General features: G+C 68.4%; 24 protein-coding genes. 9 read left to right on the top strand and 15 right to left on the bottom strand.

Going from position 1 to position 24,915, the window contains the following annotated elements; all coding sequences use genetic code 11:
* Window positions 1-134: 134 nt before the first annotated feature.
* Window positions 135-878, top strand: coding sequence for a hypothetical protein (locus tag ACZ4UV_RS07920; protein ID WP_467836433.1), 744 nt, complete (start codon window positions 135-137; stop codon window positions 876-878).
* Between the two features lie 77 nt (window positions 879-955).
* On the opposite strand, the gene ACZ4UV_RS07915 is transcribed toward ACZ4UV_RS07920, so the two are convergent.
* From ACZ4UV_RS07915 to ACZ4UV_RS07890, 6 genes are all read right to left on the bottom strand, one after another.
* Window positions 956-1,969 carry a LacI family DNA-binding transcriptional regulator gene (locus ACZ4UV_RS07915; RefSeq protein ID WP_451022128.1) on the bottom strand — a complete coding sequence of 338 codons (1,014 nt, stop codon included), beginning with the start codon at window positions 1,967-1,969 and terminating at the stop codon, window positions 956-958.
* Window positions 1,969-4,221 (bottom strand): alpha-xylosidase, encoded by a 2,253-nt coding sequence (gene yicI / locus ACZ4UV_RS07910; RefSeq protein WP_467836430.1) that lies wholly within the window; start codon window positions 4,219-4,221, stop codon window positions 1,969-1,971. The genes ACZ4UV_RS07915 and yicI overlap by 1 nt, the downstream gene beginning before the upstream one ends.
* Window positions 4,222-4,232: 11 nt before the next feature.
* Entirely contained in the window at window positions 4,233-5,054 is an 822-nt protein-coding gene (locus ACZ4UV_RS07905; protein WP_390042516.1) for a carbohydrate ABC transporter permease, read from the bottom strand.
* Window positions 5,051-5,938, bottom strand: coding sequence for a carbohydrate ABC transporter permease (locus ACZ4UV_RS07900; protein WP_451022130.1), 888 nt, complete (start codon window positions 5,936-5,938; stop codon window positions 5,051-5,053). The genes ACZ4UV_RS07905 and ACZ4UV_RS07900 overlap by 4 nt, the downstream gene beginning before the upstream one ends.
* The gene (locus tag ACZ4UV_RS07895; RefSeq protein ID WP_451022131.1) at window positions 5,935-7,221 is read right to left on the bottom strand and encodes an ABC transporter substrate-binding protein; all 1,287 of its coding nucleotides are present in this window, start codon (window positions 7,219-7,221) and stop codon (window positions 5,935-5,937) included. The genes ACZ4UV_RS07900 and ACZ4UV_RS07895 overlap by 4 nt, the downstream gene beginning before the upstream one ends.
* Window positions 7,222-7,332: 111 nt before the next feature.
* Window positions 7,333-8,658, bottom strand: coding sequence for an MFS transporter (locus ACZ4UV_RS07890; protein WP_467836427.1), 1,326 nt, complete (start codon window positions 8,656-8,658; stop codon window positions 7,333-7,335).
* 84 nt (window positions 8,659-8,742) lie between these two features.
* On the opposite strand from ACZ4UV_RS07890, the gene ACZ4UV_RS07885 reads away from it, so the two are divergent.
* Window positions 8,743-9,723, top strand: coding sequence for a LysR family transcriptional regulator (locus tag ACZ4UV_RS07885; protein ID WP_451022133.1), 981 nt, complete (start codon window positions 8,743-8,745; stop codon window positions 9,721-9,723).
* 831 nt (window positions 9,724-10,554) lie between these two features.
* Here the strand turns inward: ACZ4UV_RS07885 and ACZ4UV_RS07880 are convergent.
* From ACZ4UV_RS07880 to ACZ4UV_RS07855, 6 genes are all read right to left on the bottom strand, one after another.
* Complete coding sequence (locus ACZ4UV_RS07880; protein WP_467836425.1) at window positions 10,555-10,971, bottom strand: hypothetical protein; 417 nt, start codon at window positions 10,969-10,971, stop codon at window positions 10,555-10,557.
* A gap of 15 nt (window positions 10,972-10,986) precedes the next feature.
* On the bottom strand, window positions 10,987-11,343 hold the full coding sequence (locus ACZ4UV_RS07875; protein ID WP_467836423.1) for a barstar family protein: 357 nt from the start codon (window positions 11,341-11,343) through the stop codon (window positions 10,987-10,989).
* A 12-nt stretch (window positions 11,344-11,355) separates the two neighbouring features.
* Window positions 11,356-11,739 carry a hypothetical protein gene (locus ACZ4UV_RS07870; protein ID WP_451023265.1) on the bottom strand — a complete coding sequence of 128 codons (384 nt, stop codon included), beginning with the start codon at window positions 11,737-11,739 and terminating at the stop codon, window positions 11,356-11,358.
* A gap of 222 nt (window positions 11,740-11,961) precedes the next feature.
* Window positions 11,962-12,444: a HEAT repeat domain-containing protein gene (locus tag ACZ4UV_RS07865; protein ID WP_467836419.1), complete on the bottom strand. Its 483-nt coding sequence runs from the start codon at window positions 12,442-12,444 to the stop codon at window positions 11,962-11,964.
* 102 nt (window positions 12,445-12,546) lie between these two features.
* Window positions 12,547-13,092, bottom strand: a complete 546-nt coding sequence (locus ACZ4UV_RS07860) for a barstar family protein (protein WP_467836415.1) — start codon at window positions 13,090-13,092, stop codon at window positions 12,547-12,549.
* A gap of 7 nt (window positions 13,093-13,099) precedes the next feature.
* Window positions 13,100-17,659, bottom strand: coding sequence for an RHS repeat-associated core domain-containing protein (locus ACZ4UV_RS07855; RefSeq protein ID WP_467836413.1), 4,560 nt, complete (start codon window positions 17,657-17,659; stop codon window positions 13,100-13,102).
* Between the two features lie 372 nt (window positions 17,660-18,031).
* Here ACZ4UV_RS07855 and ACZ4UV_RS07850 point away from each other — a divergent pair, with 372 nt between their 5' ends.
* The 6 genes from ACZ4UV_RS07850 (at window position 18,032) to ACZ4UV_RS07825 (ending at window position 22,428) form a co-directional block, all read left to right on the top strand.
* Entirely contained in the window at window positions 18,032-18,694 is a 663-nt protein-coding gene (locus ACZ4UV_RS07850) for a hypothetical protein (protein WP_467836411.1), read from the top strand.
* 110 nt (window positions 18,695-18,804) lie between these two features.
* Complete coding sequence (locus ACZ4UV_RS07845; protein ID WP_467836409.1) at window positions 18,805-19,716, top strand: hypothetical protein; 912 nt, start codon at window positions 18,805-18,807, stop codon at window positions 19,714-19,716.
* A gap of 223 nt (window positions 19,717-19,939) precedes the next feature.
* On the top strand, window positions 19,940-20,407 hold the full coding sequence (locus ACZ4UV_RS07840; RefSeq protein WP_467836406.1) for a hypothetical protein: 468 nt from the start codon (window positions 19,940-19,942) through the stop codon (window positions 20,405-20,407).
* A gap of 64 nt (window positions 20,408-20,471) precedes the next feature.
* On the top strand, window positions 20,472-21,143 hold the full coding sequence (locus ACZ4UV_RS07835) for a hypothetical protein (RefSeq protein ID WP_467836404.1): 672 nt from the start codon (window positions 20,472-20,474) through the stop codon (window positions 21,141-21,143).
* Window positions 21,144-21,310: 167 nt separating this feature from the next.
* Window positions 21,311-21,775, top strand: a complete 465-nt coding sequence (locus ACZ4UV_RS07830; protein WP_467836402.1) for a hypothetical protein — start codon at window positions 21,311-21,313, stop codon at window positions 21,773-21,775.
* Between the two features lie 131 nt (window positions 21,776-21,906).
* The gene (locus ACZ4UV_RS07825) at window positions 21,907-22,428 is read left to right on the top strand and encodes a hypothetical protein (RefSeq protein WP_467836400.1); all 522 of its coding nucleotides are present in this window, start codon (window positions 21,907-21,909) and stop codon (window positions 22,426-22,428) included.
* Between the two features lie 22 nt (window positions 22,429-22,450).
* Here ACZ4UV_RS07825 and ACZ4UV_RS07820 read toward each other — a convergent pair whose 3' ends face one another.
* The 3 genes from ACZ4UV_RS07820 to ACZ4UV_RS07810 are packed head-to-tail and all read right to left on the bottom strand — an operon-like array spanning window position 22,451 to window position 24,162.
* Window positions 22,451-23,086 (bottom strand): hypothetical protein, encoded by a 636-nt coding sequence (locus tag ACZ4UV_RS07820; RefSeq protein ID WP_467836396.1) that lies wholly within the window; start codon window positions 23,084-23,086, stop codon window positions 22,451-22,453.
* A 4-nt stretch (window positions 23,087-23,090) separates the two neighbouring features.
* On the bottom strand, window positions 23,091-23,276 hold the full coding sequence (locus ACZ4UV_RS07815) for a DUF397 domain-containing protein (RefSeq protein WP_467836394.1): 186 nt from the start codon (window positions 23,274-23,276) through the stop codon (window positions 23,091-23,093).
* Between the two features lie 31 nt (window positions 23,277-23,307).
* Window positions 23,308-24,162 (bottom strand): helix-turn-helix domain-containing protein, encoded by an 855-nt coding sequence (locus ACZ4UV_RS07810; RefSeq protein WP_351486799.1) that lies wholly within the window; start codon window positions 24,160-24,162, stop codon window positions 23,308-23,310.
* A 366-nt stretch (window positions 24,163-24,528) separates the two neighbouring features.
* Between ACZ4UV_RS07810 and ACZ4UV_RS07805 the strand changes: the two genes are divergently transcribed.
* A complete protein-coding gene (locus tag ACZ4UV_RS07805; protein ID WP_451022141.1) occupies window positions 24,529-24,834 on the top strand; it encodes an ATP-binding protein in 306 nt (101 codons plus the stop codon).
* Window positions 24,835-24,915 lie beyond the last annotated feature (81 nt).

The raw sequence follows: 24,915 nt of genomic DNA, 5'->3' as shown, positions 1-24,915 counted from the left end.
GAATTCGTCACAGGCAATCACTCTCGCATCCACCCCACCTGACCAGCACACCGGCCCCCACGACTCCACCACAAGATCGCCCGGACACTGCCTAGCGTGGGCGACAACGGATACGTGATCGGAGCGAACATCGCATGACGTCCGAAGAACCCCTGAGCCTGCTCGTGCAGGCGCGGGGCGAGCCGTCCCCTCTGTACGAGCCGGAGGATCCGGCGGCCTATGAGGACCTCGGCGCCTTCACCCGCACCGTCCCGCTGGACGACGACCGGCTGGCCCTCCCGGCTGACCTGGCGGACGAGCTGCGCTCCTGGTCGCTGTCCCGCCCGCCGGAGGGCTTCGGCTCCCGCCCCGACCAGCGCAAGCACGTCAAGCGGGGGCTGGAGATCGCTCATCGGCTGGCCGAGCGGCTGGGGCCGGCGTGGTCGGTGCGCTACTGGGACGAGCGGCACCGGACGGCGAAGTGGCTGTGCTGGGGCTGCGACCGCCTGCACTGGGAGCGCGACGAACACGGCACCCCGCCGCATCCGCTCGACCTCACGGTCGAGGGCGAGTATCAGTACGGTCCGCTGCGCTCCGACGGCTTCGGGGACTTCTTCCCCGACGACCCGGCCGCCGGACTGGCCCTGTCCGACGACCTCGTCGCCGATCTGTACACCTGGGCGAAGGCCATCGACACCACCCTGAACCTGTATCTGCAGGACCGGGACGAGGCCAAGCACGAGGACGAGTGGCAGCGGCTGTTCCACGAGGGCGCGGAACTGACGAAACGGGTCGCCCACGAGTCCGGCCCCGCCCGGAGGGTGACCTACAAGGGCGTGGCGAACGGCGGCCTGACCACGATGGCGTCGGTCACCTGGCAAGGGGACCGGCAGGTGTAGCCGGCGGAGCGGTTCCGCGCGGACGGCGTTCCGCTCCGGGGTGACTCCCGGAGCGGAACGCCGTTTCGCGTGTGCCGTCACAGTGCCTCGCGGGGCGCCGTGCTCGCCCGCTCCGTCAGCCGGGGCGCCAGCAGCGTAGCCTCCGGCACCTCCCCCTCCCCGCCCAGCTTCCGCATCAGCAACTCCGCCGCCCGTTCGCCGAGTTCCGCGGCCGGCAAAGCCACCGAGGTGACCGGGACGCGCAAGCCCGCCGCGAGTTCGTCCGGGCAGATCGCGGTGATCGACAGGTCGGTGGGGACGCGGAGACCGAGGTGCTCGAAGGCGTCGACGAGGGGTTCGAGGGCGGCCTCGTTGTGGACGACCACCCCCGTCAACGCCGGCTGCTCCCGCAGCAGTTGCTCCGCGACCCGGCGCGCCGCCGCCGGCGTCGCCTCGCACGGGTGGACGGAGGACGCCATGCCGTTGCGGTCGGCGGCGGCCGTGAAGCCCTGGACGACCCGCTGGGCGAACGCGGTCTCGCGGACGTACACCTCCGGCGGCGAGCCGACCAGCGCGACCACCCGGTGGCCCAGCCCCGCCAGCCGCTCCACGCACAGCTCGCCGGCCGCCCGGAAGTCCAGGTCGACGCAGGTCAGGCCCTCGGCGGCGGCCGGGAAGCCGATCAGCACCGACGGCCGCTCCAGGGCACGCAGCAGGGGCAGCCGGGGGTCGTGGAGCTGGACGTCCATCACGATCAGGGCGTCGACCAGTGCCGTGTCGGCGACCCGGTGCAGGCCCTCCTCGCCCTCCTCCTGGGTCAGCAGCAGCACGTCGTGGTCGTACCGGCGGGCCGTCGTCACCACCGACACCGCGAACTGCATCACCACCGGGACGTGGATGCCGGTGCGCAGCGGGATGACCAGGGCGAGGACCTTGGCGCGGCTGCTGGCCAGGGCGCGGGCGCCGGCGTGCGGGCGGTAGCCCAGTTCGCGGATGGACGCCTCGATACGGCGCCGGGTCTCGTCGGAGATCGGGCGCTTGCCGCTGAGCGCGTAGGACACCGTGCTGGGGGAGACCCCGGCGTGCCGGGCCACGTCGGTGATCTTCACCATCAGCCCAGCTCCAGGGAGAGGAACCCGGTCCCGGCCTGCGCGTGTGCCGTGCGCTCCCCGGCCGCCAGGTTCCAGGCCGCCGCCGGGTCGCTGCACGAGGCCCGCAGGGTGTCCCCTTCCCGTACGACGGTGAAGGTGACGTCCCCGACGGGCACCGTGACCTGCGCGCCGCGCTCCAGGCCGTAGGCCCGCAGGGTCACCCCGTCGGCGTGGTCGTAGTCGGGGCGGTCGGCCACCGCGCCGACCGGGATCACCGCGCCGGGACGGACCAGGAGGGGGACGCCGAGGAAGTCGTGGTGCTCGCGGACCCAGCCGGGGCCGGCGACCGTCCGGCCGGTCAGGAAGTGGGTCCAGGTGCCTTGCGGACAGTAATATGTCACATACCCCCCGTCGTCGAAGACGGGCGCCACCAGCAGATCCGCCCCCAGCATGTACTGCCGCTCCAGATGCGCACACCCCGGATCGTCCGGGAACTCCAGCACCATCGCCCGCATCACCGGCACCCCCTCCGCCGAGGCGGTGCGCGCGGCCTCGTACAGGTACGGCATCAGGCTCAGCTTCAGCCGCGTGAAGTGCCGCAGCACGTCCACCGACTCCTCGTCGAACAGCCACGGCACCCGGTACGACGACGACCCGTGCAGCCTGCTGTGCGAGGACAGCAGCCCGAAGGCCAGCCACCGCTTGAACAGCGCCGGCGTCGGGGTGCCCTCGAAGCCGCCGATGTCGTGGCTCCAGAAGCCGAAGCCGGACAGGCCCAGCGAGAGCCCGCCGCGCAGCGACTCGGCCATCGACTCGTAGGTCGCCTCGCAGTCCCCGCCCCAGTGCACGGGGAACTTCTGGCTCCCGGCCGTCGCCGACCGCGCGAACACGACCGCCTCCCCTTCGCCCCGGTGCTTGCGCAGCACCTCGAAGACGGTCCGGTTGTAGAGGTAGGTGTAGTAGTTGTGCATCCGCTCGGGGTCCGAGCCGTCGGACCAGGCCACGTCCACCGGGACGCGCTCCCCGAAGTCGGTCTTGAAGCAGTCGACCCCCTGGGCGAGCAGGGCCTCCAGCTTGCCCGCGTACCAGTCACGCGCCGCCGGGGACGTGAAGTCCACCAGCGCCATGCCCGGCTGCCACAGGTCCCACTGCCACACGCTCCCGTCCGGTCGCCGCAGCAGGTGCCCCAGCTCCTTCCCCTCGGCGAACAGCGGCGACCGCTGCGCGATGTAGGGATTGATCCAGACGCACACCCGCAGCCCGCGCTCGTGCAGCCGCCCCAGCATCCCCTCCGGATCCGGGAACACCCGCGGATCCCACCGGAAGTCGCACCAGTTGAACTCCCGCATCCAGAAGCAGTCGAAGTGGAAGACGGAGAGCGGCAGTTCGCGCTCCCGCATGCCCTCGATGAAGGACGTCACCGTCTTCTCGTCGTACGACGTCGTGAAGGACGTGGACAGCCAGAGCCCGAAGGACCATGCGGGCGGCAGCGCCGGGCGGCCGGTCAGGGCCGTGTACTTGCGCAGGATGTCCTTCGGGGTCGGGCCGTATATGACGTAGTACGTCAGCTGCTGCGACTCCACGCTGAACTGGACCCGCGACACCGCCTCCGAGCCGACCTCGAACGACACCTTCCCCGGGTGGTCGACGAAGACGCCGTACCCCGCGTCGGTCAGGTAGAACGGGGCGTTCTTGTAGGCCTGTTCGGTGGCGGTGCCGCCGTCGGCGTTCCAGATGTCGACGACCTGGCCGTTCTTGACCAGCGGGCCGAAGCGTTCGCCGAGGCCGTAGACGGACGTGCCGACCCCGAGGCCCAGCTGCTCCCGCAGGTAGTGGGCGCCCGTGGCGGCGTCCCGCATGATGCCCATGCCCTTGGGGCCGCTGGAGGTGAGGGTGCGGCCGCCGGAGAGGAAGTCGAGCCGCCAGGGAGCCGTACGGCTCAGCCGCAGCGTCAGCGAGCCGGAGGTCAGGGTCGCGTACTCGTCGTCGTACGACACCTGCGACGCGAAGTCGGCCCGGTGCAGCTCGAACTGCGGGCCGCGTGGCCGCTCGCCCTCGAAGTGGGTGAAGGTGACGCCGATGACGTCGGGCATCGGGGTGTGCGCGCTGATCGTCAGGACCGGTCCCTTCAGCAGGTCTCCGCGGTGGCGGATGGGCTGGGTCGGCGCGTGGATCTCCAGGGCGCCTTCCGTCGCCGTGACGTCGAGGACCTCGACCGGGTGGGCCGCGGTGACGCCGTCGCGCAGCAGCCAGTAGCCGTCGGTGAACTTCACGCACGAACCTCCTATTTGACGGCTCCCACGGCGATCCCCCGGGTGAGCGTCCGCTGGAAGACGAGGAAGAAGACGAGGGCCGGGAGCACGCCGAGCAGCGCGGCCGCGTTGGTCATCGTGGCGTCCATCAGGCGCTGGCCCTGGAGGACGCCGAGGGCGACGGACACCGTCTGGTTGTCGTTGGAGATCAGCATGACCAGCGGCAGCAGGAACTCGTTCCAGGTCCAGATGAAGAAGAAGACCAGGAGCACGCCCAGGGTCGGGCGGCTCACGGGTACGACGATCCGGACCAGGATCTGCCACTTGTTCGCGCCGTCGATCCGGGCCGCCTCGACGATCTCGCGCGGGAACTGCCCGAGGACGGCGGAGAGGAGGTACGTCCCGAACGCCGACTGGATCACCGTGAACACGATGATCACGCTGAGCCGGGTGTCGTAGAGGCCCGCCTCCTTGCTCAGGTAGTAGAGCGGGTAGACCAGCGCCTCCTGCGGCAGCAGGTTGGCGAGGACGAAGAAGGCCAGCACCCAGGTGCGGCCGCGGATCCGGCCGATGCCGATCGCGTAGGCGTTGAGGACGGACAGGGCGGTGGCGAGCAGCGCCACCGAGCCGCTGATCAGGACCGAGTTGACGAGTTTCTGCGTGTAGTCGACGCGCTGCCAGAAGTCCTTGAGGCCGTCCAGGTACAGGCCGTGCGGGAGGCTCAGCGGGCCGTTCCGGGAGTACTCCGCCGGGGACTTCACCGCGTTGACCGCCACGATCAGGAACGGCACGACCATGAAGAGGGCGGCGAGGCAGAGGGCGAGGAGGACCGGGTAGCGGCGCAGGGCGGTCATGAGTCCTCCCCCCGACTCTGCAGCTTCAGGCCCAGCACGGCCAGGGCCAGGATGATCACCGTGAGGACCGTGGAGATCGCCGAGCCGTAGCCGACCTGGGTCTTCTCGAAGAACGTGGTGAAGGAGAAGTAGGAGGGGACGTCGGTTGCGCCGCCCGGGCCGCCCTTGGTCAGGACGTACACCGCGCCGAAGACCTTGAGCGCGGCGATCGTGCACCAGGTCAGGACGACGTACACCTCGGGGCGGATCTGCGGCAGCGTGACGTGCCAGAAGCGGCGCCACCAGCCGGCGCCGTCCAGCTCGGCCGCCTCGTACAGCTGGGGGTCGACGCGGCCGAGTCCGGCCATGAAGACGACCAGCGGGAACCCGATCTGTACCCAGACCAGCACGCCCATGACCGTGTAGAGGGCGAGGTCGGGGTCGCCGAGCCAGTCCTGCTGCCAGCTGCCGAGGCCGACCGCCTTGAGGAGGGCGTTGAGGGAGCCGTTGTCCGGGGCCAGGATCCAGCTCCAGACGATGCCGGCGACCGCGACCGGCAGCACCTGGGGGAGGTAGAAGCAGGCGCGCAGGACGGCCGCGACCCGGGTGCCGAAGTGCTTGCCGACGTAGTCGAACAGGGCGGCGGCCAGCACCAGTCCGAGCGCGGTCGGGATCGCGGCCATCGCCACGACCATGAAGAGGCTGTGCCGGAAGGACGCCCAGAACTCCGAGTCGTGCAGCAGCTCGCGGTAGTTGGCGAGCCCGGACCAGTGCGGGCTGCCCACGCCCTGCCAGTCGGTGAAGCCGGCGCCCGTGTTCATGAGGAACGGGACGATGACGACCGCGAGGAAGGCGAGGGCGCCGGGGAGGAGGAAGAGGGCGTACGAGTCCCGGCGCACCCTCACTTGGTGCCCTTGTCGTACGCCGTCTGCAGGTTGCTCAGGTAGGCATCCGGTTTCTCGCTGCCGGTGATCAGCTTCTGGGTCTCGGAGACGAGGGTGTCGTAGAAGCCGGCGACCGGCCAGTCGGGGTAGAAGGCGAGGCCGTCCCGCTTGCTGACGGTGTTGAAATCGGCGATGAGCTGCTTCGACTTGGGGTCGGTGATGGCGCTCGCGTCGGCGGCGACCGGGACTCCGCCCTTGTTGCCGAGCAGGTTCTGGATCTTCTTCGACATGGTGATGTCGATGAAGTCGTAGGCGAGATCCTTGTTCCCGGAGTTCTTCGGTACGACCCAGAGGTTTCCGCCGGAGCCGAGGGTGAGGTTCGAGCCGGGCCACAGGAAGCTGCCCCAGCCGAACTTGGCCTCCGACTGGAAACGGCCGTACCACCAGCTGCCGGAGAACAGGATCGGCGACTTGCCCTGGATGAAGGAGACCCCGGCCTGCTCGGCGGTCGTACCGGACGACGTCTTCGCGATGTAGCCCTTCTTCACCCAGTCGGCGAAGGTGGTCGCCGCGTACGTCCAGGCCTGGTCGTGGAAGTCGACCTTGCCCTTGTACAGCTCGTAGGCGTCGACCCACGAGCGGTCGGCCTTCGAGAGCGCCAGCTGGTAGAGGTACTGCTGGGCCATGTACTCGGAACCGGCGTTCGCGAGCGGGGTGACCCCCTTCGCGACGAACTTGTCCATCGCCGCCGTCAGGTCGTCGAACGTCTTCGGTTCCGCGATCCCGTACTTCTCGAACAGGTCCTTGTTGTAATAAACCATGGTGTACTCGGCGTAGTTGGGCACCCCGTACCACTTGCCGGAACCCATCACGCCGTCCGCGTCGTACTGGCTGGTGGTGCGCACGCCCGCGCTGAGCTCCTTGTCCCAGCCGCGCTTGGCCGCCTCGGCGGTCAGGTCGGTGAGGAGCCCCTGCTTGGAGAGCAGCCCCGCCGTCGCGTTGCCCTTGTTGTACTCCATGATGTCGGGGGCGTCGGAGGAGTTCAGGACCATCTGGGCGGTCTTCTGGATCTGCTCGAAGCTCTTCTCCTCGTACTTCACCTTCACGCCCGGGTGCGTCGCCTCGAACTCCTTGATGGCCTCGTTCCAGGCCACGCCCATCGCGCTGGTGGGACCCTCGTAGTGCCACAGCCGCAGTGTCTTCGCGTCGGACGTGCTGCCGCCCGAGCCGCCGCAGGAGGTGAGGAGCAGCGATCCGGCGAGGATCGCCGCCGCGGTCGTCATTCGCCTTCGTGCCGTCAACATCCAATGCCTCCGGGGGAGTCGGATGGATGGTGCTCGTCCCGCGTCGAATCGGTTCGATGGGGAACGTCGAAGCGCTTCGACGGAGGACGGTAGGTGCGGGCCGTGAGGGCGTCAATGGGTGCGGCGGGAATTGGGCGAAGCGATTCGACTGAGCGCGTTGACGGCCAGGGCTGCGACGGCGGCCGCGGCCGGGGTGACGAAGGCGGCCGTCGGCGGGACGTGGTCCGCCGCCCAGCCGCCGAGCGCGGAGCCGCAGGCGATGCCGGTCAGCAGGGCGGTGACGACCAGGCTCATCCCCTCGTTGAGGCGGTCCGCGGGGGCCCGGTCCTGGACCAGGGTCATCGCGGTCACCATGGTCGGGGCGGTCGCCATGCCGGCCGCGAGCAGGGCGGGGGCCAGGGCCCAGAGGCTGTCGAACGCGCGCACGGCGAGCAGCGGCAGGGACATCAGGGCCGCCATCGACAACAGGCAGACGGGGAGCCTGCGTTCGGCCGGACCGGTCGGCCGGAGCGCCCCGTACAGCAGGCCCGCCGCGCAGGAGCCGGCGGCCTGGAGGGCGAGCACGGCACCGGCCGCCGAGCGGTGGCCCTGGGCGTCGGCGTAGGCGATGGTGACGACCTCCATCGAGCCGAACACCGCACCGGTGGCGACGAAGCAGACCAGGAGGGTGCCGATGCGCAGCGGTGTCCGTGCGGTCGCCGACCCGGGCCGGGGCGGTGGCTCGGTGGCCCGCTGGGCGGCGAACAGCAGCGCGCCGGTGAGCAGCAGCACCGCGCCGGCCAGTGTGCCGGCCTCCGGGAAGAACGTGCCGGTCAGGAAGGAGGCGAGGACCGGGCCGAGCATGAAGCACAGCTCGTCGGCGGCCTGTTCGAAGGAGTTCGCGGTGTGCAGGGCGGCCGGGTCCTCGCGCAGCAGGTGGGCCCAGCGGGCGCGGGACATGCCGCCGAGGTTGGGGGTGGTGGCGGTGGCCGCGTAGGCGGCGAACAGGGTCCAGTCCGGGGCGCCGTAGCGGACGCAGAGCAGCAGGGCGAGGCTGCCGAGCACGGCGGTGACGGTCGCGGGTACGGCGACCCGGGCCTGCCCGTACCGGTCGACGAGCCGTGCGATCCAGGGCCCGACGAGACCGGTGGCGGCGAGGCCGGTCGCGGTGACGGCGCCGGCGAGGGCGTACGAGCCGCGCGACCCGGCGATCATCACGACCGCGCTGACGCTGAAGATGCCCATGGGGAGCCGGGCCAGCAGGTTCCCGGCGGTGAAGGCCCGGGTGCCGGGGAGGGCGAAGAGGCGGCGGTAGGGGCCGGGCGGGCGGGAGCGGGAGTGAGGGGTGCGGCGGGGATCGGCGCGGCGCTGGAACCGGGGGCTGAAGTCGACGGTGACGAGGGTGTCGGCGGTGACGGCGTGCAGGCGCGGGGGTGCGGGTTCGGTCGGTTGCGGCATGCGCACTACCGTCGCGCGGGGCCGATCAAGGGGTCCAACACCTGCTCGGCGCCGATTCACGCACCTGTGTTGTAAGTTCGCGTGATGTCAGCGCCTGCTTCGCCCGCCCACGTCGACCCCCGCCTGCTGCGCGTCTTCGTGACCGTCGCCGAGGAGCTCCACTTCACCCGCGCCGCCGCCCGGCTGTACGTCGCCCAGCAGGCGCTCAGCCGTGATGTACGACGGCTGGAACGGGAGTTGGGCGCCGAACTGTTCCTCCGCAGCACGCGCCAGGTCAGTCTCACCGCCGACGGCACCCGGCTGCTCCCGTACGCCCGCCGGGTGCTGGCCGCCCAGGACGCCCTGCTCGCCGCGTTCGGGCAGGCCCGGCCGTTGCTGGTGGACCTCAACTCCCCGGGCTTGGACACCGCCCGCCGCGTCCTGTACCGGGCCCGCGAACTCGCCCCCGACTGCGAGCTGATGGCCCGCTACGAGAGCGGGCTCACCGGAGCGGCGGCCGAACTCCTCGCGGGGCGGCTCGACGCGTCCTTCGGGCGGTTCGCGGGACTGGACCCGGCGCTGCGCTCCGGGCTCGAACACCAGCCCGTGCGATTCGAACCCATGGCCGTAATTCTCCCCTCCGGTCACCGGCTCGCGGCCCTCGACGCGGTGCCGCTGGCCGCGCTCGCCGGCGAGACGGTGTACGCCGGCGCCGGGAACGAGCGCACCCTGGAATGGACTGACCTGGCCTTTCACCTCTTCGAGGGGCGAGGCACCGCGGTCGCGCCGCCGCTGCCGCTGGCCGTCGGGGAGGAGGAGTTCCAGCGAGTCATGGCCAAGGACCGGTATCCCATCCTCGCGGTAGTGGGATTTCCGGCCATACCTGGAAGCGTGTCGCGGCCGCTGGTCGATCCGGTCCCGTTGTCGCCTGTGTCGCTCGTGTGGCGAAAGGGGCTGGTCCATCCGGGAGTCGACGCGTTGCGGCGGGCGGCCGCCGAGATCGGCCGGGCGGAGGGGTGGCTTCGGCGACCAGCCGACGGATGGATTCCAGCCAGTGATGAAGAGGTGATGGACGACCGCAAATGACACATCGGGAACACGGATCTCCCCCGTGCGCTAGCTTCATGGACCCGAGCGCGGAGAGCTGCAAGGGGGCGCTCGGAGCGGGTGAGGGCCCGTTCCGTTGACGTGCGCTCGGGTTCGTCGGTGCGCCCGGAACGCTCCCGTGAGGGGATGTACGCGCGTGAAGAACTGGCGAGAAGAAACCCAAGCCGAATTGCCGCAGGTGGCCCTGGATGCCCGGGATGTGCCGGTGACGGGCGACGACGGGGTGGAGGCGGGCGGTGTTGACGCCGGCGGGGTGGCGAGGGGTGTTGTTGACGCTGGCGGGGCGGCGGGTGGTGTTGTGGACGTCGGAGGGGCGGCGGCTGGTGTTGTGGACGCCGGCAGTGGCGGGGTGGCTCGGGCCGTGGGAGCGGGTGGGGTCGGGGGAGCGGATGGGGCCGCCGGTGCGAGCGGGGCGACCGAGGTGTTGCGGGCCGGGTCGTTACGGAACCCGTGGAGCGTGGTCGAGCCGCCGATCCCGGTGTTCCTGCGCGCCCCGGTCCCGGACCCCGTCCACGGCCCCGACGAGGTGATTGTCCAGAACGACGTCGGTGCCGTACGAATACGGCCGACGGGGCCGACGGGAGCGACCTGGCCGACGGCAGCGACCTGGCCGACGGGACCGACCGGGCCGACACGGTCCGCCGCGGCGGGGGTCTCCAGGGCCTCCGGGCCTCCCAGGGCCCCCGGTTCCTCCGAGGGCTCAGGTGCTCCCGACGTCCCCGTGCCCGTCCCCGACTTCGTCGACGCGTCGGGGCGGCGCAGCCGCCGGCTCCGCAGGCTCGGGATGGCCGTCGGCCTCGCCTGTGCGGTCTACGCGGTGGTCATCGTCGTCACCCTGCTGTCCGGGAGCTCCGACGCGCCCTGGCTGCCGGTACCCGGGCAGAACGCCGACAGGCCCGCCGGCAAGGTCGACGACTCGCCGCGGCCTGCGCGGTCGCCCCGGTCCTCGGGCGACGGCGCCTCGGTGGCCGGCCCGGCCGTGAGCGGTGGTACGAGCCCGTCGGCCGGTACCTCCTCCCGGGCATCCGGTACCGGAAAGGGGACCGCCCGGCCGAGCGCGTCGGCCTCCGCGCGGCCGACCTCGTCCTCCGGGGTGACGGTCACCTCCCCGAAGTCGGGGTCGTCGTCCGCCTCCGCCGCGCCCTCCACGGTCCCGCCCACCTCCGACGGACCGTCCTCTCCCGCCTCGTCGCCGCCGGTCTCGCCCAGCGAGTCGGCCGCCCCCACCGGCGGCGCCTCCGCTCACGCCCGCGTCCTCTGATGGCAAAGGAATAGGGGGAAGTGTTCCGTCTGCAGCAGGGGATCCGCGTCATGCACGACGCCCGCGATCCCCGCTCCTCCGCCCGTGACATCGCCGCAGAGGTCGTCCAGGCAGTCGACCAGGGCATCCCAGTTCCAGCCGAAGCAGCTGGGAAATCGCAGAGTTTCCGCGAATGCGTGGAGGACGCCCTGCGCGGTCACCAGATCGCGGGCGTCGAAGTGGTGGACCTGGCCGCCCTTCGCTGTCAGCTCCGACTGTTGCCGCCGGACCTCCGCCGTACCTTCGGGGACGCATACGACCCAGGGCTCCGAAGTGCCTGTGAGATCGAACCTGGTCATTCCTGGATCACTCTATGAATACGTCATTGCCCCGGACGGGGTGAGGCGGAGCATCAGTCCAGAGCTTCCGGGCGGATCGGCGTGGTGAGCTTCCGTCGGAGGCGCGGGGCGGACGCGCAGGGCGGACATGTCGAAGCCCTCGTCGTCGTCCTCGTCACCGGTCGGCAGGCGTCCGGACTCGTTCGGGTAGTAGTACAGGCCGTACGACCAGAACTCCGGGAACTCGTGGCACATGAGATCGGGGTACGCAGAGATCTCCGCGTCGTGATACCGCTCGTTGATCCTGGCCACCGCTTCCGCCCGAGAAATACCGAACCGCGAGATCATCTCGTTCGCGATGTCGCGGAAGTACTCGACCATTCCCTCGTCGAGATCCATCAGAAATTCCGTTGTCATGGTGTCGGAGGTCCTACTCGTCGGAAACTGGAGCCAGTGAAGAGCTAAGGGCTGTCCCGTAATCCCCGGCGGGCGCACGACGACAGCTACGGCACCTCGCAGCGTTGTCGGGCTCGCCCGAATACGCCCAGTATGAGGACGACCCTCCGCCTTGCGATGCACCGCATCTGACGCCGCGCGCTGATCCACCAGGGATTACGGGACAGCCCTTAGGCGGCCCTGTCACCGAAGATCGGGATCTGGTGCCCGTTCAGGACGGGGGGGCTTCCCTTCCCCCAGTTCCTCCGCGGCGTGCCAGCGCAGTGGGTCGGTCCAGACCGCGGGATCGCCGGTGGCGATGCCGCGCAGGAAGCCGATGGCTTCGTGGGTGCCGATCTCGCCCAGAGACTGGAGGGCCTCGACGCAGAAGGTGAAGTGAGGACCGTCGGTCGACTTCCGTTCCCGCACCAGCGCGGCGACCGGCTCGACTCCCTCCGGGGCCCGCAACTCTCCGAGCAGGTCGACCAGATCCTCCGTGTTCACGCCGGCGGGCCGCTCGGCCAGCACCGTCGCCAGGACCGGCCCGAGCCCTTCCGAGGGGAGATACAGCGCCAGCGCCGCGAGCCGCTCGAAGCGCCGCCAGTCCCCCTCGGCGGACGTGATCCGCAGCCAGTCGAGGACTTCCAGGCCTGCGCTCGTGAAGCGGGACTTGATTTCTACGTCCATGGCAATACCTGAACTCACTGCTGGTAAAGGAAGTGGTGGTCTCCACCGGGCTTGTCCAATGCCCGGTACCGCTTCAGGGCGTCGTATCCTTTACCGACGATCTCAGTGCCATTCCTCGGGATTGAGCGCTGCCCCCACGAATCCGTCACCCGTGGTGACGATCAGGTCGGGTTGCTCGACACGGGCCGCGATCTTCCCGCGGTCGAAGTCACTGAATTCGAGGACGAAGTGTTCGGCGACGGCGGGTCGGTCCAGGGGGCCGCCGTCGAGGTCCACGGCCGAGTTCGCGCGGTCGGCGCCCTGGCAGAGAACCGACACGAACAGCGGGAGGTGTTCCGTCTGCAAAAGGAGATCCGCGCCGTGCACGACGCCCGCGATCCCCGCTCCTCCTCCCGTGACCTCGCCGCAGAGGTCGTCCAGGCAGTCGACCAGGGCGTCCCAGTTCCGTCCGAAGTAGCCGGGGAAGTGGAGGGTTTCCGCGAAGGTGCGGAAGACGTCCTGGGCGGTCGTCAGATCGCGGGCGTCGAAGTGGTGGACCTGCCCGCCCTTCGCTGTCAACTCCGACAGTTGCCGCCGAACCTCCGCCGTACCTTCCGGGACGCATACAACCCAGGGTTCCGAAGTGCCGGTGAGATTGAAACTGGTCATTTCTGGATCACCCTGTAAATTCGCCGACGTAGTAGAAAGTGCCGTAGTGGTCCGGTGTGTAATACGCGGGGCCGGGACCGTCCTTCGGGGTCAGGAGCCGTTCGGGGCCTCTGATCTCTTTGCCGCAGCCCGGGGCGCTGCACTGCGGGAGATCGACCTTGGCGTTGACATCCCATTCCTTGTACTTGCCACCTGGCAGCGCGGACAAGTTGTTACCCCAGTTGGCGTTGCCATGGTAGCCGTCGATCTTCCCGATTCCTCCCGGCCGGGCGTTGACCTTGTCCAACATGTCCGCGGCTTTCTGCGGTGCCGGACCGGGAAGGACGCCGAGGCCGCCGGGACTGCCGGTGTCGCCACCGTGCAGATGGCACAGGGGCGCCAGACCGAGAGGGTCGGACCAACTGTGCGGGTTGTGTACATAGGCGACGGGGTTCGGCGCGGGGAGCAGACCGAGCGGGTCAGGGCTGGTGTATCGGGCGGTCTCCGGATCGTAGTGCCGGTGATGGTTGTAGTGGAGACCGGTCTCCGGGTCGTGATATTGCCCGGGGAAACGGAGAGGCGTGTACGCGTTCGAGTCACGGCTCCAGGCCGTCGTTCCCCACAACGTGGTCCGCGTGCGCCAGTGGATCTCTCCGTCAGGTGAGACCAGTTCTGTCGGGGTGCCGACAATGTCGGTGACGATGGCGAAGAAACGCTCGTCGATGGTGTCCTGGGGCGCCGTGGCAGACCACACCCGTTCGGTCTGACCGAGTGGAGAGAGCCCGTCGTGATCCCAGGTCAGCGTGGTGAGCCTGCCCGTGTCGCCGTGCTCGGTGGTCTGTTCGCACAGGGTGTTGCCGTCCCAGGTGAAGACGGTGCGTTCCAGGACGGTCTCCCCGTCGGCGGCCAGACGCAGCTTCCCGGACCTTCTGCCCAAGGGGTCGTAGGTGTAACGCCAGCGGGTGCCGTCGGGCGTGGTGACCGCGCTGAGCCGGCCTTCGGCATTCCACTCGTACCGCCAGATGTCGGGCTTTCGGGAGAGCCGGGTCTTGCGGCGTACGACCACTCGTCCCAGGGCGTCGTACTCGTAGTAGACACCCCCGGCCCGGGTCACGCGGGTTCCTGTGTACTCACGCGACCCGGTGGCCTCATGGCCGGGGTGGCCGGCGGGCCACTCGGCCTCGGTCTGGTTACCTACGGAGTCGTAGCTGTAGCGCTCGCTCCAGCCCGCCGCGTGCACTGCTGTGACGTGGCCTTGGGCGTCGAGGTCGAAGCGCCGGCCGCCCGTCTGTGCGTCCTGGATGCTTGTGAGGTAGCCGTCGGCGCGGTAGGTGTAGGCGCGCTCCATGATCCGTCGGTCACCGGGAGCGCTGCTCCGCTGCCCGACCAGGCGGTCCAGGCTGTCGTAGGCGCGTGTGAGGGTCAGCGCGCCGTCGACCTGCCGGGTGATCTCCCGGTCCGCCGCGTCGTGAACGAAGTCGACGGTGTGCCCCCGGGTGACCAACCGGACGACGCGTCCCGCCGTGTCGTACGCCCAGTCGCTGTGCGCGCCGGACGGAGTGGTGCGCAGCGTCCGATTGCCGGCGGCGTCATAACCGAAGCGCATGGTCCTGCCGTCGACGGTCTCCGAGACACGACGGCCGACCGCGTCCAGTACCACGCGCAGGCTGCTGTCCGGGCTGACGGCCTCGGTCAGCGAACCGTTCGGTGCATACGCGAAGTGGGTGATCGTGCCGTCCGCGTCCTTGGCCGTGACCTGCCCCAGCGCGTCCCGCTGGTAGCGGATGCTCTGGCCGAGTGCGTTGGTCCGTGTAGCCATACGGCCGGCCGCGTCATAGGTGTAGCGGGTGGTGCGGCCATCGAAGTCGGTCTCGGTGAGGAGCCGCCCGGCTTCGTCGTAGGTGTAGTTCCAGACCAGTCCCTGCGGGTTGGTCACCTGAGCAAGGCGGAGGTCGGCGTCGTGGGTGAAGGTGAGACGCTCACCTCCCGGACCGGTACGAACTCTGAGCCGGTCGAAGTGGGTGTACTCGAAGGTGCTCACTTGGCCGACGGCGTCGACATGACGGACACAGTTGCCCTCACCGTCGTACTCCCAACTCTCGAACGATCCGTCCGGGTTGGTGCGGCGGATGGGCAGGCCTTCGATGTTCCGTTCCAGACGGGTCTCGTGGCCGAGTGCGTCAGTCACTGACACGGCCAGGCCGAAGGCGTTGTAGGTGTAGTGGGTCGTGCTGCCCAGACCGTCTGTCGCCGCCAGGGTGAGACCAGCTGCATTGTTCACATAGGTGGAGGTGCGGCCGGCCGCGTCCAGGGCCTCGATCAGGCTGCCGTCTGCGGCACGACGAAAGCGCGTGGTCGCGCCGGTGGGATCCGTGACGCCGGTGAGGTTTCCACGCTCGTCGTTGCTGTACAGCCAGGCGGAGCCATCCGGCAGGGTCAGGGCTGTGGGCCGATGCCGTTCGTCGTAGGCGATCCGGACGACGGAGCCGTCGGGTCGGATCACCTCGACGGGCTGTCCCGCCTCGTTGTGGGCGAAGACGGTGCGGTGCCCGAGTGGGTCCGTCGTCGCGGTGACGTACTGACGGGCGTCGTAAGCCGTGGTGACCGTGGCGCCGAGCGGGTCGATTTCTGCGACGACCAGGCATTGGTCGTTAACGACGAAGCGGGAGACGGCACCCGCGGCGGTGGTGAGGGTGGTGACACGGCAGTCGGGCCAGGCGGGGTCGACGCTGTCGTAGGACAGAGTGATCGTGATGTGCCCTGCCTCGCCGCCCTCGCCGAGGCAGCGGTCCTGCTCGTCGTAGGAGTAGTGGTAGCGGCGCTGGTTCGTGTCCACCCACGAGGTGACGCGGAGCCTCTCGTCATAGGTGAAAGTGAGGGGGAGACCCGACGAGTTTGTGACCGAGGTGAGATTGCCGTCGGTGTAGCCGTACCGCTTGACGACGACGTCGGTGCCGTCGTCCGCGGCTGCGGCGAGGGCGAGGGCGGTGACGCGGCCCTCGTCGGTGGTGAGCTTGAGGTGGTAGCCGCCGGAGTGGCGGATGGCCTGCGGAGTGCCCTCGGCGTTGTAGTGGAATTCGATGGTGTTGTTGTTGCGGTCGGATATTCGGGTGAGCAGGGCGATGCTGTCGGCGTTGGGGCGGGCGAAGTGGCGCGTGTGCCCGGTGAGGGAATCGGTGATCCGGTAGCCGCCGTCCTCCTGGCGGGTGAGGGGCAGATGGGGGCCGGTCTCGGGGAGGACCGGGGCGTGCGGTGCGGCGGGGTGGGGGTAGGTCAGGAGCAGACCGTCCTCGGTGACGTGGACGATGCCGCGCTCATCGACTTCCAGACGTTCATCAAGGGTGGAGGCCCAGCTCGGGCCGAACCACCAGCCGCAGCGGTAGTCGGAGGCGACGCGACGGGTGAACGACAGCGGGAGCAGGCCAGGCAACTCGATGTCGCTCTGTGGGAGGTACATCGCGCCGGTGGCCATGTCGACGGGGTCGCTGCCCTTGGATCGGACTACGCTCTTGAGCCGGTTGAACGCCCCCTCGGCTCCGTCGGCGAGCATGGCGCGAGCGTTCTTGCCCAGCCCGCGGACGGCGAGGCTCATGGCCTTCATGCCACCGCGGAGGTTCTTCATCTCCTTCAGCCCCTTGGCGATCTTGCCGAGGCTGGTGATGCCCTTGCCGCCGGGTATGCAGTCCAGCGCCGCGAACGCCACATCCCATAGCGACGCTTGGCCCTTGGAGTATTTGTAGAGGGTGTCCGCGAGCACGACGAGGGCCGCGACCAGCACGATCGCGCCGAGGATGGGCCCGCCGATGATCATCGCGATGATCCCGACGACCGCGACGACGACCTTGCAGACGGTGACGATGGTGTCCCAGTTGTCCTCGAACCAGTGCCCGACGTCCTGCCACCAGTGCCGGTTCGGGATACCGGCATCCGAGGCCTCGTCGATCTTCCGCTTCGCCTCCCCGGCCGCGTCGTCGCGCATCTTGCGGGCGTCCTCGGCCATCTTCTTCGCGGCGTCGAGGGCGTTCTGGGCGGTGGTGACGTCCGACTGGGCCTGGGTGTGTGCGGACTTGGCGCTCTGCACGTCCCGGGTGGCGGCGCGGACCTTGCCCTCGTCCGGCTTGTCGGCGTCCGACTTGCTGCCGGTGGGGTCGTCCTTGTACTTGTCGGCTTCCTTGGTGGCGCGGGTGACCCAGGAATCGGCGGAGGAGAGCCGGGACTTGGCCGAGGACAGGTCCGACTGCGCCTCCTTCGCCTTGGCGAGGGCCTTGTCGGCCAGGGCCTGGGCGCGCTCCAGCTTCGGCCAGTAGTCCGCGAGGGCGTCGCCGCACATCTCGTAGGACTTCTTCAGCTTCTTCAGGTTCTTCGGGACGTCCTTGAACTGCTCCTTGAACACCTCGGCCGACTTGCCGGCCCACTGCAGGAGGGTGTCCTCGCCGGCCATGCCCTTGACCAGACGCAGCGCGTCGGAGACGTCGTCGGCGAAGGCGTGCAGCTGCTGAGCGAGGGTACGGACGCGCTGCGGATCGCCGGGGGTCGGGTCCTTGTCCAGGTCGAGTGGATGCCAGTCCGCCGGTCGGTACCCCGCCATGTCCCCGCAACCCCCGTCGCGTACGTCTCATCAACAAACCTGTGCACACGTGAAGTTACAGGTACGGTCGGTTTGAGGTGAAGGCCGTTCGGTGATGCGGGCTCGGATACGTTCCCCGTCTGGGTGTGTGGGGCACCTCGTCTTCCGGGTGCCCGATCTGACCAACAGCCTTTGCGGAGGCCAACTGACGGTCGCGGCGATGTCACGGGACGGCACCAAAGCCGAGGCCGAGGCTGCGAGTTGTCCAACTATGATCTGGCATGCACGCTTCGTTCGGCCGGGTCGCAGCAAATCGCTCTGGTGCGTTCCGGATGGACCCCGATAGCGTATTCGCTGCTTCGCAGACCCCAACCGCCCCACCAGGAGCCCACCGTGACCCGCCGTTCCCGCCTGCTCACGACAGCCACCGCCGGTGTGACGGCCGCACTGCTGCTTGCCGGTTGCGGTGGAGGTGACGGAGGCAAGGACAACTCGAACGGCAAGATCGCGGGAGCGGACACGGGGGCTTCGGCTTCGGCCTCGCCGAGTGCTTCGGCTTCGGCGGCCGCGTCGGGGCGCCCGAAGATCGAACTGCCCTCGGATCTCTCCTACACCTTCGAGTGGCCCAAGACTGGGAACGAGGTCAAGGACGCCGTATTGGCGGACAGCGAGCAGAACATCAAGTCCGTTGACCTTGCCATCGCGAACCAGGACCCGTTGGACAAGGCTTACCGGTACTACTTCGAAGGCGAGGCTGCCGCTCAGATCCAGACGTATGTGCAGGCATACGTGAAGGCCAAAGCGCGGACGACGGGTCACTTCCGCTATTACGACCCGGTGGTGGACGTCAGCGGCTCGGATCAGGCCTCTCTCGTGTACTGCGAGGACCAGGGCAAGGCATATGACCTCTACCTGAAGACGAAGAAAGTCAACAAGACGTCCGTCACTAAAGACAGCTACGTGCTTTACAGCACTCAGTTGCACAAGAACGACAAGGGTGTCTGGGCTGTCGAGAAGCTCATGTCTGTAAGGGGGAGTTCCAAGTGCCAGCCATGAGGCCGGGCTCAAGAACGCTGATCACCTTGTTTCTGGTCGGTTCGATCCTGGCAGGAGCTCAGCCTGCTATGGCTAACACCGGAGTAGGCGGAGGTGCGAAGACTCCCCCCATGCCGGGTGAGAAGACTTCGGGCGGCGCCGACGGGGACTCGCTCAACGCGGGCGTGATTGTGTACGACCGTTCCAAGAACGGCTCCGGCACCTCCGTGGGGCCGGTCACCGCCACCACCTCCTGGACGCCGCCGGCCTGCTGGTACGCCCCCAAGTACAGCCCCGCCGCGTTCCAGGCGTACGTGGAACCGATCTGGGCGGCGGACTCGACGGGGTATGAGTGGGACGCCGAGCAGCGCGACCGCTACGTCAACGGCCATCCCTACAAGGACTTCAACAAGGACAAGGCCGGGAAGGGTTACTGGTGGGACTCGTACGTCAACAAGTCCTTCCCGCCCGGCTGGGACAAGTGCGACGAACCCTATTTCTGGGTGGACACCGGCGATGCCCCGCCCGCTGACATCCCGAACACCATATCCACGAAGATCCTCGGTGAACTCGCCTACAACGAGATCCGCGTCCCCACCAAAGAGGTGAGCCTCAAGCCCGCGGGTACGACCAAGGTCAACCTCGCCACCTGGGCCTGGCTGGACAAGACGACGTTCAAGCCGGTGTCCGTCACCGCCAGTGTCCCGGTGCTCGGCATTTCGGCGACGACCACCGCCGAACCCGTCTCCCTCCGGATCGACCCGGGTACCTCCGACGCGGTCACCTACCCTGCCTCCGGTGTCTGCGAGTTCCACAACGGCAGTATCGGCGAGGAGTACACCGCGGGCGACGCTGGCAAGACGCCGCCCTGTGGAGTGAAGTACCTCCGCTCGTCGGGTAACGGCTCGTACCAGCTCAAGGCGACGGTGACCTGGAAGATCCACTGGACCGGAAGCGACGGCAACGGCGACGACCTCCCCGACGGCACCTTCGGCAGGCCTCAGGATGTCGTCGTGCAGGAGATCCAGTCCGTCAACAGGTGAGAGAACCACCCCGACCACACCACCCAGCAGGAGTTTCAGAGTGAGCCGCCGGTCCCGTCTGTTCGCACGCGCACTCACGGGAGCCGCGATCACGCTCCTCGTCGGTGGTTGTGGCGGGAGCGGCGGCTCCACGGTTGACGACACCGCGGCCGGTACGGGAGCGGGCAGCAGCGCATCCGCATCGCCGAGCGCATCGGCTGCCGCGGACCGTCCCCAGGTCACGTTGCCGTCGGATGTCACGGACGAATACGCAGGGTGGGAGACGGGCGATGCGACAAAGGACGCCGTACTCGCGGACGTCGCCGCACGCATCGACTCGACGAACGACGCCATCCTGCGCGGTGACACGAGCGCGCCCGGCCTGTCGTTCTACTACCGGGACAAGGCGTTGAGCGGCGCCGTCGCCTGGATCCAGGCGTATCTGGACGCCGACCTCTCCTTCACGGGCACCACCCGGTACTACGCCCCCAAGGTCAGCCTGGCCTCCGGAAAGATCACGGCGACGGTCCGCTACTGCTCCGACGAGAGCAAGGGCTTCAACAAGTACCGCAAGACCGGCAAGGTCGACCGGACGCCCTCGGACCAGAGCCCGTACGTGGTGTACAACACGCGCGTCGAGAAGAACGACTCAGGCGTCTGGCAGACCTCCGCTCTGACCTCGCACCGCGGCGACAAGGCCTGCGCGGACTAGCCGACGAGCCGCGTGTTCTCGGTACCTCGTGTACCAATCCCGGCCGCCCTACCAGGAGTCATTCGTGAACCCCCGTTCCAGCCTGCCCACGACAGCCGTAGCCGGTCTGACCGCCGTACTCCTACTCACAGGATGCGGCGGTGGCGACGGCGACGGCGGTGCGAAGGCCGCGGACAAGGCCTCGTCCGCGCCGACAACGACCGGGGCGTCTGTTTCGGTCTCGCCGAGTGCGTCTGCCTCGACATCGTCCGACGGCCGCCCGAAGATCACGTTGCCGTCGGATGTGACGTTGACCTTCGAGGGCGGCCGGACCGGGGATGCGGTCAAGGACGCGGTGCTCGCTGACAGCGCGGAGATGACGCGGGCCGTCGACGCCGCCATCGCCGGGACGGATCCCAAGGGCCAGGGAATGGCCTACTACACCACGGGCAAGGCCCTTGAGGCATCGCTGTCCTGGGTCGCTCAGTTCAAGAAGGCCGATGTCACGATCACCGGCGTCGTCCGGTATTACGACCGCAAGGTGACGCTCGAGAGCAAGACGGCGGCCACCCTCACGTACTGCGGCGACGAGAGCAAGGGCTTCAGCAAGGACAAGAAGACCAACAAAATCAACAAGACGCCTGTCACCAAGGACAGTTACGTCACGTACAACACCAGGCTCGACAAGAACTCCGACGGCGTCTGGCAGACATCGCAGATCATATCCACCAGGGGGGCGGCTCAATGCCAGCCGTAGCGAGGGCAATCGGTGTCGGTGTGGTGGGGGTGCTGCTTCTTGCCGGATGCGGGGGCGGAGTGTCGAAGTCCGACGACAGGTCGGCAAGGGCGAAAGAGACCACTCCGACGTCCTCGGCTTCGTCCAATGCCTCGGCGGCGAGTGCGGCTGAACGGCCGGAGATCAGGTTGCCGTCGGACCTGTCGTACACCTTCGACTGGCCGAAGACGGGTGACGAGAAGAAGGACGCGGTCCTCGGTGATACCGAGCAGTTCATCAAGGCGGTGGACATGGCGACCGCCGAGCAGGATCCGCTCGACAAGGCATACCGCTTCTACTCCGAGGGCACGGCGGCGGCCGGGAGCCAGAAGTTCATCCAGGAGTTCGTGGACTACAAGGACCGGATCACCGGTACGAAGCGCTTCTTCGACGCCAAGGTGAAGATCAACGCGGACGGTACGGCCGGTCTCGTGTACTGCGAAGACCAGACCAAGGCATACAACAAGAGCCTGAAGACCGGGAAGACCGACGTCGACACGCCCTCCAGTGACAGCTACGTCCTCTATCGCAGTCTGCTCCGGACCGGCAAGCAAGGTGTCTGGATCACCGAGAAGCTGACGTCCCAGAGGGGGAGCGCCGAGTGCCGGCCCTGAGTTCATCTGCCCCACGCCCGTTCACCACGGCCACCGGCGGTGTCGTGGCAGCCGTACTACTGCTCGCGGGATGCGGTGGTGGCGAAGGAGACGCGAAGGCAAGCAGCGAGAGCCCGGATGCGGTGCATTCGGTGTCGGCATCGCCGACTTCCTCGCAGTCAACTGCCGCCACGCGTCCGGAGATCACCTTTCCGAGTACCGCCAAGAACGTCTTCGAGGACACGAAGACCGGAGACGCGACGAAGGACGCGGTTCTTGCGGACAGCGCACTGAGCGTGAACTCCGTGGACGAGGCGATCCTCACGGGGACCCTGAGCACGAAGGCTCTCGGTTTCTACAACACCGGCAAAGCTCTGAACGCGTCGATCACCTTCATCAATGGCTACCTGAAGAAGAAGGACACCTGGATCGGGGAGACCCGGTACTTCGACCGCAAGGTGGCCCTGTCCGGAGCCGGCAAGGCATACGTCACCTATTGCTCAGACGAGAGCAAGTCGTTCATCAAGAACAGGACGACCGGAAAGGTCGACAGGACCCCGACCACTTCTGAGTCCTACGTGCTCTACCACACCGTGCTCGCCAGGAACGCCGACGGTGTCTGGCAGACCTCCGACATCGTCTCGAACAGGGGTGACAAGGCGTGCCAGCCGTGACAAGGGCCGCTTGAGTCGACCATTACTCGTCGAACCACGCCACCAACCGCACGTTCTCCTCGCTGTGCACCCCCGCCAGGGCCTCCATCACCGTCCACACCGGGGCCCACGGGCCGTCCTCCGGGACCGCGTCGCGGCGGCGGAGGCGTTCGGCTCGGTAGAGCGTGGTGCCGGTGGTCCATTCCGTGCCCTCGGGGTGGAGGCCGGCCAGGTCTGCCGGGGACGTCGTCAGCGTGTTGATGCCGCTCGCTCGGGCGAAGCCTTTGCTCCAGTCGAGGTGGTGGACCAGGCGGAGGGTGCCGTCCGGGGTGCGGTGGTAGCGGGTGATGTGGGTGGTTCGGGGGATCGCCGGTTCCGTCCAGTCGATCGCCCTCGCCTCCGGCCACGTCAGCCAGGTCTCGGCGAAGGCCGCGGCCGCCCAGGTGGAGTGCTCCTGGCGGACCTCGGGGGAGGTGTCCGGCGGTAGGCCTCGGTCTGCCGCCACCGGGCGCCACGTGGCGTCGAAGTCGCGTACGCCGAAGAGGCAGGCGAAGCCGTCGTAGTCCCTCGGCATCCCCAGCATCGACAGGCTGATGGCCGGGGACCATGCCGTCTCGTCGTGGTTCAGGCCCTCCCGCCAGGTGCGGCACTCGATCCAGCCGTGGATGTCCGTTCCCATGCGGTCATTGGGGTCGTGGCGGTGCCACGAGGGAGACGAAGTGAGCCCAGGTGGAGGTTGCGACGGTGAGGTGGGGGCCGGTGGGGTTCTTCGAGTCGCGGATGTGGACGGCGTGGGGTGCGGGGGCCATCTCGACGCAGTTCGAGCCGTCGCCGCTGTGGGTCGACTTGTGCCAGTGGAGTATGTGCACAGGTGCCTCCTCAGAGGTCAGAGGTCAGAGGTCAGAGGTCCAGGACCCGTTGGTTGATGAAGTCGCGGGTTTTGGCCGGTGAGAGCGAGCAGGATTCCATGCGGCCCAGTACGGCTCGGTACTTGCTCAGCTGAGCCTCGGCGTCGAGGAACTCGCAGGCACCGTGATGGGAGTCCAGCTGAACCGTGTCGAGCTGCGGCACGGGACCCTCCACGTAGTCGAAGGACTGACCGGTGGTCGGGAAGTTGTCAGCCTCGAAGGGGATCACTCGGACGACGACGTGCGGGAGTTCACTCATTTCGAGCAGGTGCTTGAGCTGGCCGCGGGCGACGGCCGGGCCGCCGAAGCACATGCGGAGTGCGGCCTCATGGATGATCGCGGTGTACGGGGGTGGTGCTGCCCGGTGCAGGATGCCTTGCCGCTTGATCCGGTGAGTGAGACGGTGCTCGATCTCGTGCTGACGCATCGGCGGCACCACCGACCGGAAGAGCTCGCGGGCGTGATCTGTTGTCTGCAGCAACGCGGGGATGTGAATGAGTAGCGCCACCCGCAGCGCGGAGGCGTGGTGCTCCAGCTCGGCCAGATCGACCAGCGCCACGGGTACGTGTTCGCGGTACTCCTCCCACCAACCCCGACTGCGTCGGCCTGTCATGGAGGCCAGCGCGTCCATGAGTTCCTCGTCGGAGCAGTCGTAAGCACGTGCCATGGAGCGCAACCGGTCCGCGCTGACCGGCGTGCGGCCTGTCTCGATCATGCTGACGCGCGCTTGGTTGACGCCGAGAAGTTCACCGGCGCTCGTGGCGGTGAGCCCGGCCCGTTCCCGGAGTTTCCGCAGCTCCGCGCCCAGCCGTCGCTGTCGGAGCGTGGGGCTTTCGGTGGACGGCACACCGTCTCCCTTCTGGCATGAGGCGGCCCAGTGCTCCCTCACATGAGTGAAGCATGGATGCATTCACGGAATTTAGTTAGATGCATCTAACCGTCTGCTCTACGGTGAGAACGCACCGCTCAACCAGCCGCTTCGGTAAGCCGGAAGCGCACCCCCCAGGCGGAGCCACCGCCCGGCGCGGTCGTTGAGCGAACCCGAGTCCCGTCTCTCGTCGGAGGTCCTCGTGAACACCGTATCCCCGCCCGACACCTGGACATACGCCCTTCGCCTGCCCCATGATCCCCGCGCGGCACGCGTCGCACGCATGACCGTACGAGCGCCCTCAGTGGGCATGGCCTGCACGAAGTCCTGGACTCCGTCGAGTTGTTGACGTCGGAGCTGGTCACCAACGCCTACCGGCACACACGCGGCCCCGCCTCCCTCCGGCTCACCGCTCTCGCGGACGGTCGGCTCCGGGTCGGGGTCTGGGACAGTCACCCGCGTATCCCCGCTCCGTTCGGGGAGCCTCCCCGGGACCGTGTGCCGTACGTCCCGGCGGAAGCCGAGCGGGGGCGCGGCCTGCGGCTCGTGCAGGAGTACGCGGACTCGTGGCGCGGCCTGTCCGTCGGAGACGGCGGTCCGCTCGACCGCGGTGCCGGGAAGCTGCTGTGGTTCGAGGTCGGCGAGTGCTGACGGCGGGTCAAGCTCGGGTCAATCCGCCCGGTGGCCGTTCTCTCGGTGCATGCCACATGGAACACTTCCTGGGTTGCAGAA

The sequence above is a fragment of the Streptomyces sp. NPDC028289 genome (assembly GCF_055565975.1).
Note: the sequence above shows the minus strand (reverse complement) of the source record. Positions and strands in the feature narration are given on the sequence as shown.

What these genes read in the sequence shown, in the direction of transcription:
- ACZ4UV_RS07855 (WP_467836413.1), bottom strand. Translation starts at nt 17,659, where the DNA reads ATGGCGGGGTACCGACCGGCGGACTGGCATCCACTCGACCTGGACAAG.
- ACZ4UV_RS07885 (WP_451022133.1), top strand. Translation starts at nt 8,743, where the DNA reads ATGTCAGCGCCTGCTTCGCCCGCCCACGTCGACCCCCGCCTGCTGCGC.
- ACZ4UV_RS07920 (WP_467836433.1), top strand. Translation starts at nt 135, where the DNA reads ATGACGTCCGAAGAACCCCTGAGCCTGCTCGTGCAGGCGCGGGGCGAG.
- ACZ4UV_RS07915 (WP_451022128.1), bottom strand. Translation starts at nt 1,969, where the DNA reads ATGGTGAAGATCACCGACGTGGCCCGGCACGCCGGGGTCTCCCCCAGC.
- ACZ4UV_RS07865 (WP_467836419.1), bottom strand. Translation starts at nt 12,444, where the DNA reads ATGGACGTAGAAATCAAGTCCCGCTTCACGAGCGCAGGCCTGGAAGTC.
- ACZ4UV_RS07905 (WP_390042516.1), bottom strand. Translation starts at nt 5,054, where the DNA reads ATGACCGCCCTGCGCCGCTACCCGGTCCTCCTCGCCCTCTGCCTCGCC.
- ACZ4UV_RS07820 (WP_467836396.1), bottom strand. Translation starts at nt 23,086, where the DNA reads ATGGGAACGGACATCCACGGCTGGATCGAGTGCCGCACCTGGCGGGAG.
- ACZ4UV_RS07895 (WP_451022131.1), bottom strand. Translation starts at nt 7,221, where the DNA reads ATGTTGACGGCACGAAGGCGAATGACGACCGCGGCGGCGATCCTCGCC.
- ACZ4UV_RS07890 (WP_467836427.1), bottom strand. Translation starts at nt 8,658, where the DNA reads ATGCCGCAACCGACCGAACCCGCACCCCCGCGCCTGCACGCCGTCACC.
- ACZ4UV_RS07860 (WP_467836415.1), bottom strand. Translation starts at nt 13,092, where the DNA reads ATGACCAGTTTCAATCTCACCGGCACTTCGGAACCCTGGGTTGTATGC.
- ACZ4UV_RS07845 (WP_467836409.1), top strand. Translation starts at nt 18,805, where the DNA reads ATGCCGGGTGAGAAGACTTCGGGCGGCGCCGACGGGGACTCGCTCAAC.
- ACZ4UV_RS07870 (WP_451023265.1), bottom strand. Translation starts at nt 11,739, where the DNA reads ATGACAACGGAATTTCTGATGGATCTCGACGAGGGAATGGTCGAGTAC.
- ACZ4UV_RS07875 (WP_467836423.1), bottom strand. Translation starts at nt 11,343, where the DNA reads ATGACCAGGTTCGATCTCACAGGCACTTCGGAGCCCTGGGTCGTATGC.